The organism is Paenibacillus sp. V4I3, assembly GCF_030817215.1.
In the GTDB taxonomy this organism is placed as follows: domain Bacteria; phylum Bacillota; class Bacilli; order Paenibacillales; family NBRC-103111; genus Paenibacillus_E.
This window is the reverse complement of record NZ_JAUSZA010000001.1, coordinates 3,623,807-3,639,537: the sequence shown is the minus strand read 5'-3', so window position 1 is coordinate 3,639,537 and position 15,731 is coordinate 3,623,807. Positions and strand designations below refer to the sequence as shown.

Here is a 15,731-nt window from a genome sequence, read left to right as displayed (position 1 = left end):
AGTTTTATTTCACTTTGTCTATATATTTCTGAAATATTATTTCAAACTTTACATCAGGTTTAGATAGAGATCAATCAAACTTATTTTTAATAAAAAAAGATCAAATCCTCTCATTTGATTGAGGGCTTGATCTTATCTTTATCAGTTAATCATTCCGAATACATGACGAATAGATTTTTTTCGAATTATAGGGCATGCCAAGGTGACCTTATCGTTTTGTGAAAGCTCGAGAGCTAACCCAGCTCATTCATCCGATTCAACGCAAGCTCGAGCACAGCAAACTTTTCCGTGATCTCCAGAAAAATGGGTCTCTCATGTGGCGTTTGATTGGGTGTATGAATGGCAAGCATCAATCGTTCATCCAACGCTCGAAAAACCATGGCATGTCCACCATCATTCCGATAAAGGGCTTGGGATTCGTGACTCCAAGGGCCCAAAACGCTGCCATTTCGTGATTTCACAATACCAAGCGCATATTATTATCGATAAAGCTAGCCCAAAGCATCAGCAGCTCCCCGTTGGAAGCATGAAACAAATAGGGACCATCCGTCACATAGTTTTCCTGATTTTGATACTTTTCCGCGATAAAAGAGGTCGTCCACGGTGCCTCCGAAGCTCGGAACAGTAAGACAGGAGCACCTACAGTGCTACTCAAATCTTCCGCTAACCTGACTGCGCACATCTCCCCATCGGCGACTTGCTGCCATTCGTGGCAAAAGACCATCCACGGCGCGTCTTCTTTATCAATAAACAACGTGCCGTCAAGTGAGCTCCAATCTTTCGGCGTTACGGGCCCATCGCTATGAGGGACAAAAGGACCTAACAAATGGTCCGCTACCAGCACCGCGGTGCCCAGCAATTGATTGTTTGCGTCTAAACGTCGCAAACATATAATAGCGATCTTTGTATGCGTAAAATTCAGGAGCCCAGAAATTCTTTTCCGCATAGAAATCCGCATCTGGCCTGAACGCCGGATAGGGTCCTTCCCAATGCTCTAAATCGTCGCCAACATACACGTCAAAGCCAGTTCCTTTCCCCCAAATATTCTTATCTGTACTGCCAAATAAATAATACTTTCCTTCTTCCGCCACTGGGAGAACGAACGGATCGCGAATCTGTAAATCTTTTTTTGCAACCATCGCCATTTCCTCACTTTCTTTCATTGCTGACTATCCATAAGTTGGTGCAATAACGCCTAAATCAGCTGGTCGCTTTTTCAACTCAAAACCGTTTACCAAATCGATCCGTTCATTTCCTTTCACAGCAACATGCCATTCGCGCCCTTCATACGAGATAACTCCTTCTACCGTTCGAACAGTCATACCGATAAACGACTTCAATTTTCCTTGACGGTCGGTTACGGCTCTTAAGCCATTTGGAAATTGTAGAATGACCACACCGTCTCGATAAACCACGGATTCAGCCATTGTATTAACCAGCTCAAATGTAACACCATTTATAACCCGACTGTAAGCAGTCCCATTCGCAATCACTTCCCCGTGATCAATTGCATAAGGAAGCAATCCTGTAAACCAAAGTTCATCTTCTGGTCTAGGCATGATACCGCTCAAACGTTCAACATAGTCCAACATACACAAAATCGCCGGTGAATAAGTCTCCGTAAAACCCTCCTCGCCTGTCCATGGACTTAGCGCTTGAGCGAATCGTGTCATTTTATGAAATGCAGCCATTAACGGATATAACACATAGGTGAGTTCTACAAACCTTCCATGATACTCAAAAGCATGCGGTGCACGGATCAAGCTAAGAAAATTGGATGGCCCTGCCCAGCTGTTATAACTGGAAAAAGGGTCAAATCTCGGATCGTCCATAGCAATCGATGTAAATGGGTATTTGGCAAAAAACTTTCGCGTATTCAACAAGTATTTGCGCAAAGCTTGATCAAAGAAGGCTCGATCACCCACTTCACATGCGAGCACACGCAGAAGGACATCGGACTGTACACGAACATGCTCATCATTTTTATCCAGATCATAAAAGAACTGATCTGTCTCATCAAAACAAAACTGGAACAAGCTGTTTAAGCTCATTTCCGCCTTTTCCCGCCAAGGCTCGCCACTCTCCTCGAGTTCTTCCGCAATTCTCGCTAGGTAGAGTCGCTGACAGTATACATTGGCCGTTAAATCAGGCGCAACGAATGGCAAGATTGGGGAGTCCGGATTACAAATTCTTGCGTCATTACCATGGGGCGTATCCGGAACATGCCAAAAGCGGGGGGATAAATCATGTCCCGTATCAAATGTGCAAAAGGCTTCCACTCCATTCGTTCCGCGCGTATTGCGATAGGTATGCAGCCAATCATCATACCTCTGCATAGCTGTATACATTTTTCGTAAAAACGTCTTATCCTGCCCATTCAACTGATAATGATTCCATACACTTCTAGCAAGCGGCGTCACCAATTGAATTTGTCTGTAAGAAGGACCCGACTCCGTGAGTTTATAAGGCATTAGACCATCTTCACGCTGATAATCAGCAAACAATTCATAAGTGGATTGCGAAACAGAAGGAATGAAACGCGATAACAATTCAGCATTAATCGTCCCCGTGCTTTCCAGCCAGCACCCTAGATAAATACCACCTTCATGCAATATAGGCTTCTCTCCACCCGTCGGTACGACACAGTCCAATAGTTTACGCAGAGCTTCGTAGTACACACCCTCCAATTTATCGGAAGATGCCGCAAACTTCACTCCCGATTGGTTCCATTCTGCAAGAACTGGGCCATCTGATTCCTTTTTCAAAGGGCCCATCCGCTCCTCCGTACGAATCCCACGCAACTTGCTCAACAATGCTTCTCTCATATATCCGCCTCTTCTCTCTAGTTAGGAATACGTCTTTTGTCATCCAAATGAAAAGAAATAGACTGCCAATGGCAGCCTATTTCTCCCGACAAGCGGCTTTGTTATTTGTTATTGTTGAAAATTTTTACGGTTCCATTATAGAAATCCTCAACGCCCTTTTTCACATCTTTTTTACCAAAGCCAATTTCTTGCACAGTTGTTTCAATCAGTTTCGTATATTCCGTATTGCCTGGAGGGTTATAACTGATCGCAAACGGCTCTTTATTCGTCGCTGCCGAGACGCGGCTTGTGTAATCATAGATGATCTGCTCAACCGGGTTGGCATCCTTTTTCAGAAGATCCCGCATTTTGGAAGTCACTGGAACACCACGATCATTACCAAGAATTTTCGCCGCGTCGGGATCATTGATCCAATAGTTCATGAGCATCGCAACTTCCTTTGGATGCTTCGTTTTCGCATAACCGGATAATCCTTGGCTCGATTCGAAAACAACACCGGTCCCTTTCGGTCCGCGAGGCAGTTGAACAAGTGCCAGCTTGTCTGGAATCAGGTTTTGATGAGCGCCCAACTGATTGGATGCGAGTAAGCTCATCGCTACTTTTCCGGTTACAACGAGTGATTTACTCGTATCTGACGGCGGATTGGATACTTGCAAAGCTGGTGTTACAACGCCGCCTGTTTTTGTCATCGTATTCCATAAATTGAACCACTCTTCCGCATCCTTCTGTTCAAAGCCTAGCTTAGCGTTATCCATATCGTAGAGCTGCTTGCCTCTTTGTTTCAAATAAATATCCATGCCATCGACCGTAAAATTGTATGTCCCGAACACATCTTTACCGAGCTTATCCGTAATTTCTTTGCTGATTCGTCCATAATCATCCCATGACCAACCATCTTGCGGAACAGGAATGCCTGCTTTTTTGAACAACTCCGTATTAACGACAATACCACGCGCATTAGCCCCGGCGGAGACGTGTAGCAGCTTTCCTTTGAATGTACCATATTGGATCATCGATTTGTCCATATCGTTTAAATCAAGCTCTTTCCCCACGAATGGATCCAGTTCAAGCAGCACGTTTTTATTCGCATAATCAACTACGTTCCCTCCGAGGAAAAACGCATCTGGCGCAGTACCCGAAGCCAACTGCGTGTTTAGCTTATCGAAATAACCTGAACTCGGGGCAAATTCACCGACAATTTTGATATTTGGGTTTTTCTCCTCGAACTTGCGAAGCGCCTCATTGGTACGATCTGCCCGCTTTTGGTCACCCCACCACATAATTCTTAGCTCTACCGGTTCTGCCTTTGCTACTTCTTTAGCTGTACCTGCAGCTGTTGCGTTTGGAGCGCTGCTGTTTCCCGTGCCTGTCCCTGTAGAACAAGCCGTTGTAACGGCCATCAACATGGCAAGTGTCATTATCGCAAATCGTTTTTTCATATGAAATCTCCCCCTGAACAAATATTAGGAACCGTTTACAACCTGATCGTAATCCATTTTGAAAACCAATAGAATGTCATTTCTTCGGGTGTTGATACGTCATTTTTTCGGGTTATTTCAGTCCGGTAGTCGCAATGCCTTCTAGAAAGTACTTCTGGAAAGTGAGGAATATCGTCATGATCGGAACTAGCGAAAGAACGGACATTGCGAGCAGCGCTCCCCAATCGGATTCTCCCGATGGATCAAATAACGAGCGAATACCGAGCTGAACGGTAAACAGCTTGATATTGTTGAGGTAAATCATTTGCGAGAAAAAGTCGTCCCATGTCCAGATGAACGTGAAAATAGCGGTTGTGATTAAAGCTGGTACAAGAAGCGGCAAAATGATGCGAAAATAAATTTGGCCTTGCCCGCAGCCATCAATGGTTGCGCTTTCGTCCAATTCCTTCGGAATTCCTCGAATGAACTGAACCATGAGTAAGATGAAGAACGAATCATGTGCTAACCATTTCGGTACAATTAGCGGTAAATACGTGTTGATCCATTCAATCTTGTTATAAATAATGTATTGAGGAACCAAAGTGACATGGTACGGAAGCATAATGGTGACCAGCATAAGGCTAAACCAAAACTTTTTGAATCTAAATTCTAGCCGTGCAAACGCATAGGCGGCAAAGGAGCATGTGATAATGTTGCCTAGGACGGAGAGCACCGAGATGTGAGCTGAATTAAGGAAGAAACGACCAAACGTTGTGCCCTGCAGCCCTTTCCAACCATTCATATAATTGTCAAACGTCACTTTCTTAGGCCAAAGACTTGTATCTGAGAAAATCAATTGATTCGGCTTAAAGGAACTGCTAAGCAGCCATAAGACTGGATAGAGCATCAACAAGCCAAAGGCGATAATCAACAGATGCTTCAGCAGTTTGGTGTAATTCGTGTTCAAAATCATCTGGTCATCTCCCTTCATCCTTGCCGTCCCCATAGAATACCCAATACTTCGATGTCACAAATACAATCGCCGTTAGCACACCGATTACAACAAGCATAATCCAAGCAAGCGCTGATGCGTATCCCATATCGAAAAAGGAAAACCCTTTCAAATATAAATACAAGGTATAAAATAAAGTCGAGTTTACCGGTCCTCCACGTCCATCTCCGATGACATAACCGGGTGTAAATACTTGAAACGAATTAATAATGCTCATCACAAGGTTGAAAAAAATAACCGGTGATAACAGTGGAAGTGTAATTTGAAAAAACTGTCGTACTTTCCCTGCTCCATCTACTTGTGACGCTTCATAAAGATCAGCTGGTACCTGCTTAAGTCCTGCCAGAAAGATGACCATGGCCGATCCAAACTGCCATACAGACAAGGTGATGATCGTGGACATGATGTAATCAGGGTGCGCCACCCAAGCTGGGCCCTGAATACCAAACCAACTTAGGAATTGATTGAATAATCCATCCCCATCGAATATTTTCCTCCAAACGATAGCGATCGCAACGCTACCCCCAAGTAGGGATGGGATGTAATAAACCGTCCGATAAACCCCAAGTGCACGAATCCCTTTATTTAGCGCCAGGGCCACTATTAAAGCAAAAATAAGTCTTAGGGGCACTGATAATAGGGCATATTGAAAGGTTATCCCCATTGAGTGATAAAAGGAGTCATCTTCGTTAAAGATTTGCACATAATTATCTAGTCCTAGCCATCTGGGGGCATTCAATAAATTAAACTTCGTAAAGGAAAGATACAGCGACCCCAGCATAGGGCCCAATGTTAAGCAGAAAAAACCAACTAACCAAGGTAATAAAAATAAATAAGCTGTGCGATTTTGCCGCGAAAGGGCGGTTTTACTTAATGATGACATGAGAGCGCCCTCCTCCTTCGTGATCGATAGCGATGAATACTCATCACTTGTAAGATCATCATAAGGATTATAGGTGCTCCTTTGAATGCTATTTCTTCGGCTCTTGATTATCAATTTTTTCAGGTACTGTGAGACGAAGACGATAATCAGATGGCGGCATCCCATACATGCGTTTAAATTTAGAACTGAAGTAACTGGCATTCGAAAAGCCTGTCAGTTCAGCGATATCCCATAAGCTCAGCATCGTTTCTTCAAGCAGCTGTACAGCTTTTGCCATACGCACATCAGTGATGTATTGAATGAACGTTTTTCCGGCTTTGGCTTTGAACATTTCGGAGAAATACGAAGAATTATAATTAAAACGTTCGGCCAGCATAGTCAAATTAATATCGTACATATAGTTATCATGAATGAATTGCTCAGCGGCTTGTATCATGGAAAAATCATCTCCGACAGGATCATTGCCCGAGCTGACAATTTTATGTGCCAGGTTATATAGAAATTGCTGTGCTTTAGCTGCCGTATCGAATCCCCATACTTGCTCGGGACGAATCCACAGTTGTTCGCCGTTATCCAAGGCAATGCGGGCCGTATAGGCGAGCGTGTCCAGCATTAGATACAGCTGAAAAATGAGTTTAACGAATCTGGCTTGTGAAGCTGCGAAAGCTTCATTCAATTCTTTGTGAATCGCCTGTTCGAAAGCAGCAAGCTCGCCACGAGCCAAATAACGCTGCATGACCTTATTCGTTTCCTCTGAGAGTACGGCCTCCGGCGTTGATAGATTGTGCAGGGTTTGTGAATCTTTATTGCCCTTCAAGTTCCACTCCAATAGTGAAGACAGATAACCATCCTTCCACTGATTAAGCCCAATAACCGTCTTGCCAATGCTAATCACTGGCTGGTATCCCAAATGATCGGTCACGGCAATGCGAAGCGTATCGACCAAGTGATCTAGGTTTGTATGGGACGCCACAGCTATAAAATGCATTAATCCTGCATAGTTCGCATCGCGGAAGACTTGAATTTGACCTGGGATGATCTCTGCAACTTCCCTGCAAACCATTTCAAACGGCAGCCGCAGCTTGTCCGGCGAACGTTCTAATCGCCCCTCGCCACCCGTGCGTTCCATGAAACCTGCTGTAAGGAAACAAACACGGCATTCCTCCCAGGTATCCAATTGAAACAACTTGGCCTTCTCCTTAATCGTTGCTTCCCGTGCCAATTCCTCTTTAACTAGGTGAACGATAAAATGCTCTTTCATTTCTTTATAATATTGCGAAAGCCGCCACGCCATCATAACTTGCTGATCGCGCTCGTTTCGCTGCGCATCGAGCTCATAGATAACCTTTAGCATAGCCTCTCTGAGTTCATCTTGCGTGACCGGCTTCAGCAAATAATCCCTCGCCTGATGACGAATAGCTGCCTTGGCATAATGAAAATCTTCATAGCCTGTAATGACGATCAGCCGTAAAGAAGGATAGTGCTCATGGCATGCTTCCAAAAAGGATACCCCATCCATCATAGGCATGTTCATATCTGTAATCACAATGTCAACTGGATGATTCGTCAACCATGCTACAGCCTCGGCCCCGTTTCCCGCCTCTCCTACGATAGACAACCCGAGGCTTTCCCAGTCAACTTTGAGCCTCAGTCCTTGCCGAATTTCGGGTTCATCATCAACGATGAGTACACTATACATCTATCGTTCCTCCTTGCAGCGGCAAAGTAAGTGCTATATAGGTCCCATGCTCCTTTGTGGAAACGATCTCAAAAGCAAACAACGGCCCATAATAAAGTTGGCATCTAGCTAAGACATTGCGTAATCCGATCTGCTGTGATCGGCTGTTCAATATTTGCTCAAACTGCGAGGTTAACGATTCCGTTCTCAGTTGCTGTGCCAGTTCCTCTGGAATCCCGGGACCGTTATCCGTAACGGAAAGGATGAGTCGGTTATGTTCATGTCGTACTCTTATAATCACGTTAGCCTCTGCTTGTTCCCTAAAGCTGTACTTCACGGCATTTTCAATTAAAGGCTGCAAAATGAATTTAGGTATGACGCATTGACGCATATTTTCGTCTTCCTCAATAATAATTTGAAGTCGTTCGGCAAATCGGATTTGCAAGATAGACACATAATGACGTACATATTTCAGTTCTTCTTCCAGCGGTATCAGATCATCGCTGATTCTTAGAGAGAAGCGCATCATTTTCCCAAGAGATTCAATCACTCTCACAGTATCTTGTGTGCGATGCTGCATCGCCAGACTGCTTAGCAGTTCTAACGTGTTAAATAGAAAGTGAGGATTAATTTGCATCAATAACGCTTTATACTCTGCTTGCTGCCTAAGCAGCTTTAGCTCAAATTCCGTCGTAATATGGTGTCTTAACTGACTCACCATGTTCCTGAACGTTGTCGTCACATAGCCGACTTCATTCCGAACTCTTGCCTCGGCCGGAATCCGATTCTCTGCGGCGTGGAAATCGCCCATCTGCACATAACGCATCGCGGAGGCGAGCCGAGAGAGCGGTTTGGAAATCCCATGCGAAAGCCATATCGCAGTAGCAATGGCTGCAACAAGCAATAATGATGCGAAGATCAGGATGCTCGTTCGAAGCTTGTAAAGCTTGCCGTATAGATCAGCTTCAGGCACAATGCCGACCAGCAGCCAATTATTAAGCTTCAGCTTTTTATAGACGAGAATGTCTTTAGTGCCATGCTCATTCTTTAAGTAGACAACCCCATTCTGGAGATGGTTCGCGCGGATTGCCTCCATTTGTTTCGCTGCCTCCGGATGGGAGGAAGCATATTCCTGTTGGCCTAAAACAGAATCTCCCTGCCCATCCAACAGGAATATCGTGCCTTTCTCTCCAAGATGAATCCGACTTAGCGGTTCGAGAAAGAATTCGGATTTTACATTGATTTTCATCATATTTTTGGATTGAGAGGGCTCAAAAGTGCCGATAGGAAGCAATAAACTCAGCACGTCAAATGGTTTCGAGCGTCTTACCTCAACCGGGTCTTGATGAGCGGATACCCATTGGATTCTTCTTGTTTTAAAATGATCATACCACTGCTCACTCTTGAACGATGTATCATTGGTGATCTGATTATCCGAGGAGATCCACATCCCCTCTTGCTGATACACGGTGACCGACGATACAATCGAATAATTGTTCGTCGTCTGTGTCAAAAACTTGCTTAAATTAATGTTCGCGAGCATCTTCTCGCCTGCGGGCAAAGCCGGATCAGAGAGCGCAGTATCCCAACTATTCGTTGTGCTGCTATTAAACACAATCGAGGAAACATCGTAGATTTGCACAAGCGCCATATTGACGAACGACCCATATTCGTCCATCTTTTCATAGGCTGACGACTCGATATAGGAGCGAATAATGGAGCGGGACTCCGTGAAAAAAAGATAGGACATCGTCCCGAACGAAACGAACAACAAAACCACGAAAAAAACGATCAATCGGTTTTTGAGCGAATAGAACATCGTAAACCCCCTCAGTCTGCTCAACCATCGCTAGTTAATTACATCCATATAACGCCTAGCAGCTGGGGTTTGTCAACAAAAAAACACATCCAATGAGGTGTCGGAGTTATTGTTCAAATTGTTTTTGCATAATTCTAGGAAGTAAAGTGAATAATTTCTTTATTATGAAATGTTTCCGATTTGACCTAAGATCATTTCACTTTGAGGGGATTGGAAAATGGAACTAAAACAGGAACCCATCAGTACTTCCGTTTCCCAAAATCTTGAGAAATTATTGCAATATTTTAGTCAAAATGAATATCTAGTTGTCAGAAACATCACCAAAAATGACGGTCAATCGTTAGCGTCTATCATTTACTTAAATATCCTTGTTGATGAAAACATATTGAATCAACAAATCATCCGTAAAATGTCGGAAGATCTTCTTTACTGGAAGGGACAAGTGGATGAGGCGATTACAGGATCGTTATACTCGCTAGGCGCAGTTAGACTATTGCCGAATTTAGATGCGGTCGTGAGCATGGTTACGGATGCTGGCTTCGTTATTTTTATTGAAGGTCGCTCTGAGTCATACGGAATGATGCTGCCCGGATATGAGACACGCGCGATAGACGAACCAAAGCTTGAAGTCAACGTACGTGGGCCACGTGAGGGGTTCACCGAAGATTTGCAAATTAATTTGGGGATGGTTTATAGAAGACTGAAGACATCGGATTTGAAATCGAAATCCTATATCATTGGACGACGAAGTCAAACAAAAGTATCCGTCTTGTATCTCGATAATCAGGTTGATCATACCATATTAGAAAAATTGAAGAGAAAACTCGAAGCGATAGACTTGAATATTCTAGTAGATAGTGCACAAATAGAGGAATGGATTCAGGACAGTACGTTTTCGCCTTTCCCTCAGATTCTAAATACGGAACGCCCCGATCGAATTGTTACCGCCCTGAACAGAGGGAAAATCGTGATCATAACGGATGGGACTCCGATCGCTTTAATTGCCCCCAGCTCATTTTTCGAGATGATGCATCCCAGTGAAGATCTTTACGAAAGATTCTATTTTGCTAATTTTTTGCGCTTAATACGGTTGATCACTCTGTTTACTTCCTTGTTTGGGCCTTCCTTATATATCGCCTTGACTACGTTCCATCTGGAAATGGTCCCTACTCCGCTAATGATGGCCTTCCTTTCTGCCAAAGCGGGGATCCCTTTTCCGAGTTTTATCGAGGCTTTCATCATGGAGGTGGCGTTCGAGGTGCTGCGTGAAGCCAGCTTGCGGCTGCCTCGCGCTGTCGGTCAATCTGTCAGTATCGTAGGTGCTCTCATCATTGGAGAAGCAGCGGTACAATCGGGAATCGTTTCCCGTCCAGTTGTGATCGTAGTTGCCATGACTGGAATTGCATCCTTTACAATTCCATCATTTAGTACAGCCATTGCTTTGCGAATGTTACGGTTTCCTCTTATGCTTCTTGCAGCTTCTACCGGTGTCTTTGGGCTCTCTCTGGGATTGTTCGCAATCCTTTTGCATCTATGTTCCTTACGGTTCTGTGGAGTACCATTCTTAGAACCGGTCGATTCTGAAAGCTTAAAAAATACATTTAAGAAATTTATCCTCCTGCCGGCCCGATATCGAAGTGACTCATCGTATAAGAAGAAATCAGATCGTACGGCAAAGGTGAAGGGGAAATTTATTTTTGGAATTGAAGGCGAGGGGTATGAAGAACGTTAAAAGGTTCCTGGCTATGTGTTCAATCCTTTCATTATTAGTTGGCTGTTCACCTGATATTAAGGAAATCAGCGATATTGATTTAGTTATGGCAACTGGTATTGATTATGACAAGGAAAGTAATAAATATGTATTTACGATCTATTGTATTTTACCCGCAACGACAAGTACGGAGAAAACAGGTAAACCAACGGAGTTGGTGGATAGTGCAGTTGGAGATTCGATAGTGGATGCGGCAAGAAATTTGCGTAACCGTGTAGGTAAATCCTTGGTATGGCAGCATAATAAATTCTTTATTGTAGGTGAAGCTGCAGCACGTCATTCCCTTTATGATGTCGTAGATTTCCTAACAAGAAACCGTCAAATTCGCATAACAGGTCACCTACTTGTTAGTGAGGGAAAAGCGGAGGATTTACTGAAAAGAAAAACCAATATTAGCGAACTGACTTCGAATGTGCTGCTGGGGATCGTCCGAAATGAAAAAGAGTGGGGCAAGAGCTACAGTCTGATGATACATAAAGTGGCCGACCGCTACACTAATCCATACAGGGGCTTTGTTTTAGGCAGAATATTTGCGTCACAAAAATCTAATACTTCTCCATCATCTCTGCTTTTAAATGGCGGAGCTGTTATTAACAAAGGGAAATTCGTTGACTGGCTGGATGGAAATGAAGTGCGGGTTGTCCATTGGTTATCTGAGAAAAGTAAATGGAAAAACTATGAATTTACAGAAACCTTGGATTACAAATCCACGAAAGTGACCTGTTTTCTTCGAATCTCAAAAAGAGAAATTCAAAGCGATTTCATCAAGGGCAAGCCTAAATTAGATGTTCAGTTGAATTTCAAAGCAACCTTGGGTGAAATAAATCAACATCTTGCACTCAGCGATCCGGTTATATTTGCTCAACTGGAACAAGTTACCTCCAAGCATTTGGAGAAAATCATTCATGATTGCTTAACACATTTTCAACAAGATCTGAAAGTAGACCTTCTCGGGATTTCCGACCATTTCATCCAGCATCACCCAAAAGAATGGAAAAAGTTGAAAAATGAATGGGTTCATGTATATCCGACAATGTCCATTCCTGTTCATGTCGATGTCAAAATTGAAAAACTGGGCATGACCCAAATCATAGGTGACCAGTAAATGCTTCTTAATAACGCGCTCCTCTTACTTGCTATTTGTTTAGGGTTCAAGGGATTTATACGGGTATGGAAACAACAAGCTAAAACGGATGCCATTGTCCTTCTGTTGTTTTATCTCGTTATTATCGTTTATTTAAATCCCTTCATGAGTTCTTCCAAACTAACCATAGAGTCCTTAGGCAAGTTTATTTATGGTCCAATCTCCGATTACATGATAAACATTTTAAAAATTCGAATGGAGGATTAATGATGACCGATCCGGAAAAAATCAATCATGGTCAGTTAGGATTTCTCTGTTTTAGTTTCTTGTCCGGATTCTCAACTTTGTTTTTAATCGAAGCGAAGCTGGTCAAGCAGGATGTGTGGATGTCAAATCTTCTGGCTATTGTAATTTCAATAGGGGTCTTATGGCTTTTAACTTTTGTTCAAACGCAGCATCCTCAATTAAGTATGGCGGAGGCGTGCGAAAAATTGTTGGGGAAATGGTTTGCCAAACTCGCACTTGTCATCTATCTTATCTATTTCCTTGAAAATGGTGTGTTGGCTTATCGTGCTATTTCTTGGTTCTATACGACGGCTATCCTTCCAAACACTGCGCCTAACGTCTTAATTATACTCATCGTGTTGGTTAGTTCCTATTCCATTTATTTAGGTTTAGGTACTTTAGTCCGCACGGTTCAATTAATTCTTCCATTTTTCATTGTGTGTATCTGCATCGTTAGTTTGTTTATTCTGCGTGAAGTGGAGATTAATCCTTTCCTACCCATGTTACAAAGCAAACTTTCCGTAATCATTTATGGAGGGGTGCTCTCTTTCGGTTTTCCATTTGGAAAAGCTGTTGTTTTCGGTTTTCTTCTATCAAGGGTGAAAAACACAAAAAAAACATTCGTAAATTTAGCAGCAGCAGTAGTTTTATCAGGCATTTATTTATTAATGGCAAGTTATTTGACGTTCGGTGCGCTTGGCATACATTTAACCAAATTGTCTGCGTTCCCCTTTTTCACAACCATTCAATTAGTTAAGTTCGGAGAATATATGGAAAGGATAGAAATTCTTATCATCGCGATCTGGACCATATTCACTTTATTTGAACTTATTGTGCTTCATTATGTTTTTATACTCGTGATCAAACAAATTTTCAAGATCAAAGAGACGAAACCTTTTATTTTACCAACTGGATTATTGTTCTATGCTTTAGCCCAGATTAGTTATACAAGGATGAGCGATTTAGCCCAATACAACTTTAAAATACTTCCCTTCTCGTCACTCCTCCCAACCGCAATCATCCCTATCCTGTTAGCCATTATAACTTGGGCAAGAAAGCGGCAGCGTACCATGCAAGATCAGGTTAGTCGAATATAGTGCTTAAAAATGAGCCTTCACTAGCGCAAAACTAGCGAAGACTCATCCTTTTAATTAAACCGGTTCATTGAAAATAACGAAATGTCATGCTCACTTCTGCCTGTCGTAATTAACTGGCATAAAATTTCACCGACAACACTGCTGAACTTAAACCCGTGTCCAGAAAATCCAGCAGCAAAGGCGATATGTGGATACTCTGGATGCGTGTCAATAATGAAATTTTCATCGGGAGTGAGGGTGTACGTGCAGGTTTTTCCCTTGCGCAATTCCATATTGGCAAGAGGCATAAACCGGCTTAAAAACATTCGTAAGTCTTCTTCATCCTCCTGCAGTGCCCCAAACTCAGAAATGGCTTCATCCGGATTGATCCGAAGTCCCCCATCATGACGTCCTACCTTAAGACCAGCTCCCCCCATACTGGGAAAACCATAATAATGTCCCAAGGAGGTTTCAAACGTAAACGCCGGAAAGCGTCCCTCACCGAATAAAAAGTCATCCGCTTCAAACCAAGCAAACGTCTTTCTTTTGGTAACAAGCGGTGGATGGATATTCATAAGAGGAAGCAGCTTAGAAGACCAAGCCCCTGCTGTAACGATTAGGGCGTGTCCTTTATAACTTTCATCGGCTGTTTGAATCGTCACCCCGGCTGAATCGATAGATAATTCCTGTACAGATGTATTCGTTACGATGGTAACGTGATGAAGTTCCAACAGTTCCCGATAAGCACGAATACATTCCTCGCTTTTAAGCACACCTGATTCCGATTCGAAGCAGCCCACGTAGCCCTCTGGAAGCGAAATCCCAGGCCATACGGTATGAATGTTACTGGAATCAACTGTTTGTAGCGGAAGAGAATAGGCTTCGGAGCTAGAAACAACTTGTTGTATAAAGGTTGAATCACGAGTGCCTACATTTAGTACCCCGGTTTGGTGGAACAGTTTTCTTCCCGACTCTCGCTCTAGATCGAACCAAAGCTTTTGGGCTCTGAGGGCTAACGGGACATAGCTCGTCCCTTCCCCATAGGCATGCCTGATGATACGGGTATCGCCATGATGTGCCCCGCGATCGTGCGGAGGGTTAAATGAATCCAGCAGCAAAACGTTTTTCCCTGCAAGAGTCAAGTAGTAACCTGCAGCCATCCCCATCGAACCTGCGCCAACAATAATTACGTCATAGTTCATCATTCCATCACTTCCTCCGAAAAAATTCAACTTACAATACGGGCACGAATGACAAATGCTGCAGATTCATTGCCAAAATGGCTTATCCTAACATTCACCTTATCCAATAAAGCTCTCCATGATAATACGCAGAAGTCGCCTTTCTCTAACCAAAGAGACTGATCTTCATTTATATTAAATCTCACTCGGCCCTCGGTACAATAAAAAGCTTCCGTTACTAGTGAAAATTCCACATCATCCGTGTGACATTTGATTTCAAAAGAAGTTCCATCTTTGATAAATAAAGCTTCTAATTCTCCCCGGCATCCCGCCGCTGTGATGAGATTGAAGTCTGTTACCTTCCCCATACTCCGGGTTACCCATCCTCCGCTGAAGCTCTCCTGCTCGTAGGGCTTTAACCCCACCTGTTGTGATCCTTCATATTCTAGAATCACCTCTCCCTCTATGATCATAAGCTTTCTCCAAAAATCAGGAAGGCAGGTAAACAAAGACTGCTCATCTTGAATGCTGGCCGTGCTGATTCTCCATAAAAAATTCCGCTTATTATACTCCGCGTGTTCAGGATATATAGCTAGCTGCGTTGTCGTTCCGCCAGACCAAGCGGCCGTTATTTGCATATGCTTTTTAATGAGTTTGATCGAATAAGACATGTAAGCATCTCCTTGAATGTATGCCATA

Annotated in this window: 15 protein-coding genes; 4 read left to right on the top strand and 11 right to left on the bottom strand. The window is 43.3% G+C overall.

The genetic code is table 11. The features are described 5' to 3' along the window. Positions 1-233: 233 nt before the first annotated feature. The 9 genes from QFZ77_RS16695 to QFZ77_RS16655 form a co-directional block, all read right to left on the bottom strand. Positions 234-380 (bottom strand): hypothetical protein, encoded by a 147-nt coding sequence (locus QFZ77_RS16695; RefSeq protein WP_307441156.1) that lies wholly within the window; start codon positions 378-380, stop codon positions 234-236. 77 nt (positions 381-457) lie between these two features. Next, positions 458-844 (bottom strand): family 43 glycosylhydrolase, encoded by a 387-nt coding sequence (locus QFZ77_RS16690; RefSeq protein WP_307441154.1) that lies wholly within the window; start codon positions 842-844, stop codon positions 458-460. Next, on the bottom strand, positions 801-1,163 hold the full coding sequence (locus QFZ77_RS16685) for a family 43 glycosylhydrolase (protein ID WP_307441153.1): 363 nt from the start codon (positions 1,161-1,163) through the stop codon (positions 801-803). The genes QFZ77_RS16690 and QFZ77_RS16685 overlap by 44 nt, the downstream gene beginning before the upstream one ends. 6 nt (positions 1,164-1,169) lie before the next feature. Then, entirely contained in the window at positions 1,170-2,825 is a 1,656-nt protein-coding gene (locus QFZ77_RS16680; RefSeq protein ID WP_307441151.1) for an MGH1-like glycoside hydrolase domain-containing protein, read from the bottom strand. A 101-nt stretch (positions 2,826-2,926) separates the two neighbouring features. Next, a complete protein-coding gene (locus QFZ77_RS16675; protein ID WP_307441150.1) occupies positions 2,927-4,264 on the bottom strand; it encodes an ABC transporter substrate-binding protein in 1,338 nt (445 codons plus the stop codon). A gap of 112 nt (positions 4,265-4,376) precedes the next feature. Then, entirely contained in the window at positions 4,377-5,234 is an 858-nt protein-coding gene (locus QFZ77_RS16670) for a carbohydrate ABC transporter permease (protein ID WP_307441149.1), read from the bottom strand. After that, positions 5,221-6,138: a carbohydrate ABC transporter permease gene (locus QFZ77_RS16665; RefSeq protein WP_307441147.1), complete on the bottom strand. Its 918-nt coding sequence runs from the start codon at positions 6,136-6,138 to the stop codon at positions 5,221-5,223. The genes QFZ77_RS16670 and QFZ77_RS16665 overlap by 14 nt, the downstream gene beginning before the upstream one ends. A gap of 88 nt (positions 6,139-6,226) precedes the next feature. Beyond that, positions 6,227-7,837, bottom strand: a complete 1,611-nt coding sequence (locus QFZ77_RS16660; protein ID WP_307441145.1) for a response regulator — start codon at positions 7,835-7,837, stop codon at positions 6,227-6,229. Beyond that, a complete protein-coding gene (locus QFZ77_RS16655) occupies positions 7,830-9,635 on the bottom strand; it encodes a sensor histidine kinase (protein ID WP_307441144.1) in 1,806 nt (601 codons plus the stop codon). Before QFZ77_RS16655 ends, QFZ77_RS16660 begins: the two co-directional genes overlap by 8 nt. 217 nt (positions 9,636-9,852) lie before the next feature. On the opposite strand from QFZ77_RS16655, the gene QFZ77_RS16650 reads away from it, so the two are divergent. The 4 genes from QFZ77_RS16650 to QFZ77_RS16635 are packed head-to-tail and all read left to right on the top strand — an operon-like array spanning position 9,853 to position 13,872. Continuing rightward, positions 9,853-11,367: a spore germination protein gene (locus tag QFZ77_RS16650; protein ID WP_307441143.1), complete on the top strand. Its 1,515-nt coding sequence runs from the start codon at positions 9,853-9,855 to the stop codon at positions 11,365-11,367. Then, positions 11,354-12,511: a Ger(x)C family spore germination protein gene (locus QFZ77_RS16645; RefSeq protein ID WP_307441142.1), complete on the top strand. Its 1,158-nt coding sequence runs from the start codon at positions 11,354-11,356 to the stop codon at positions 12,509-12,511. Before QFZ77_RS16650 ends, QFZ77_RS16645 begins: the two co-directional genes overlap by 14 nt. Then, a complete protein-coding gene (locus QFZ77_RS16640) occupies positions 12,512-12,757 on the top strand; it encodes a hypothetical protein (RefSeq protein WP_307441141.1) in 246 nt (81 codons plus the stop codon). Continuing rightward, positions 12,757-13,872, top strand: coding sequence for a GerAB/ArcD/ProY family transporter (locus tag QFZ77_RS16635; RefSeq protein WP_307441140.1), 1,116 nt, complete (start codon positions 12,757-12,759; stop codon positions 13,870-13,872). The genes QFZ77_RS16640 and QFZ77_RS16635 overlap by 1 nt, the downstream gene beginning before the upstream one ends. 50 nt (positions 13,873-13,922) lie before the next feature. Here the strand turns inward: QFZ77_RS16635 and solA are convergent, their stop codons facing one another. Together solA and QFZ77_RS16625 are read right to left on the bottom strand one after the other, a co-directional pair. Then, complete coding sequence (solA, locus tag QFZ77_RS16630) at positions 13,923-15,056, bottom strand: N-methyl-L-tryptophan oxidase (RefSeq protein WP_307441139.1); 1,134 nt, start codon at positions 15,054-15,056, stop codon at positions 13,923-13,925. A 23-nt stretch (positions 15,057-15,079) separates the two neighbouring features. Continuing rightward, a complete protein-coding gene (locus QFZ77_RS16625; RefSeq protein WP_307441138.1) occupies positions 15,080-15,703 on the bottom strand; it encodes a HutD/Ves family protein in 624 nt (207 codons plus the stop codon). Positions 15,704-15,731 lie beyond the last annotated feature (28 nt).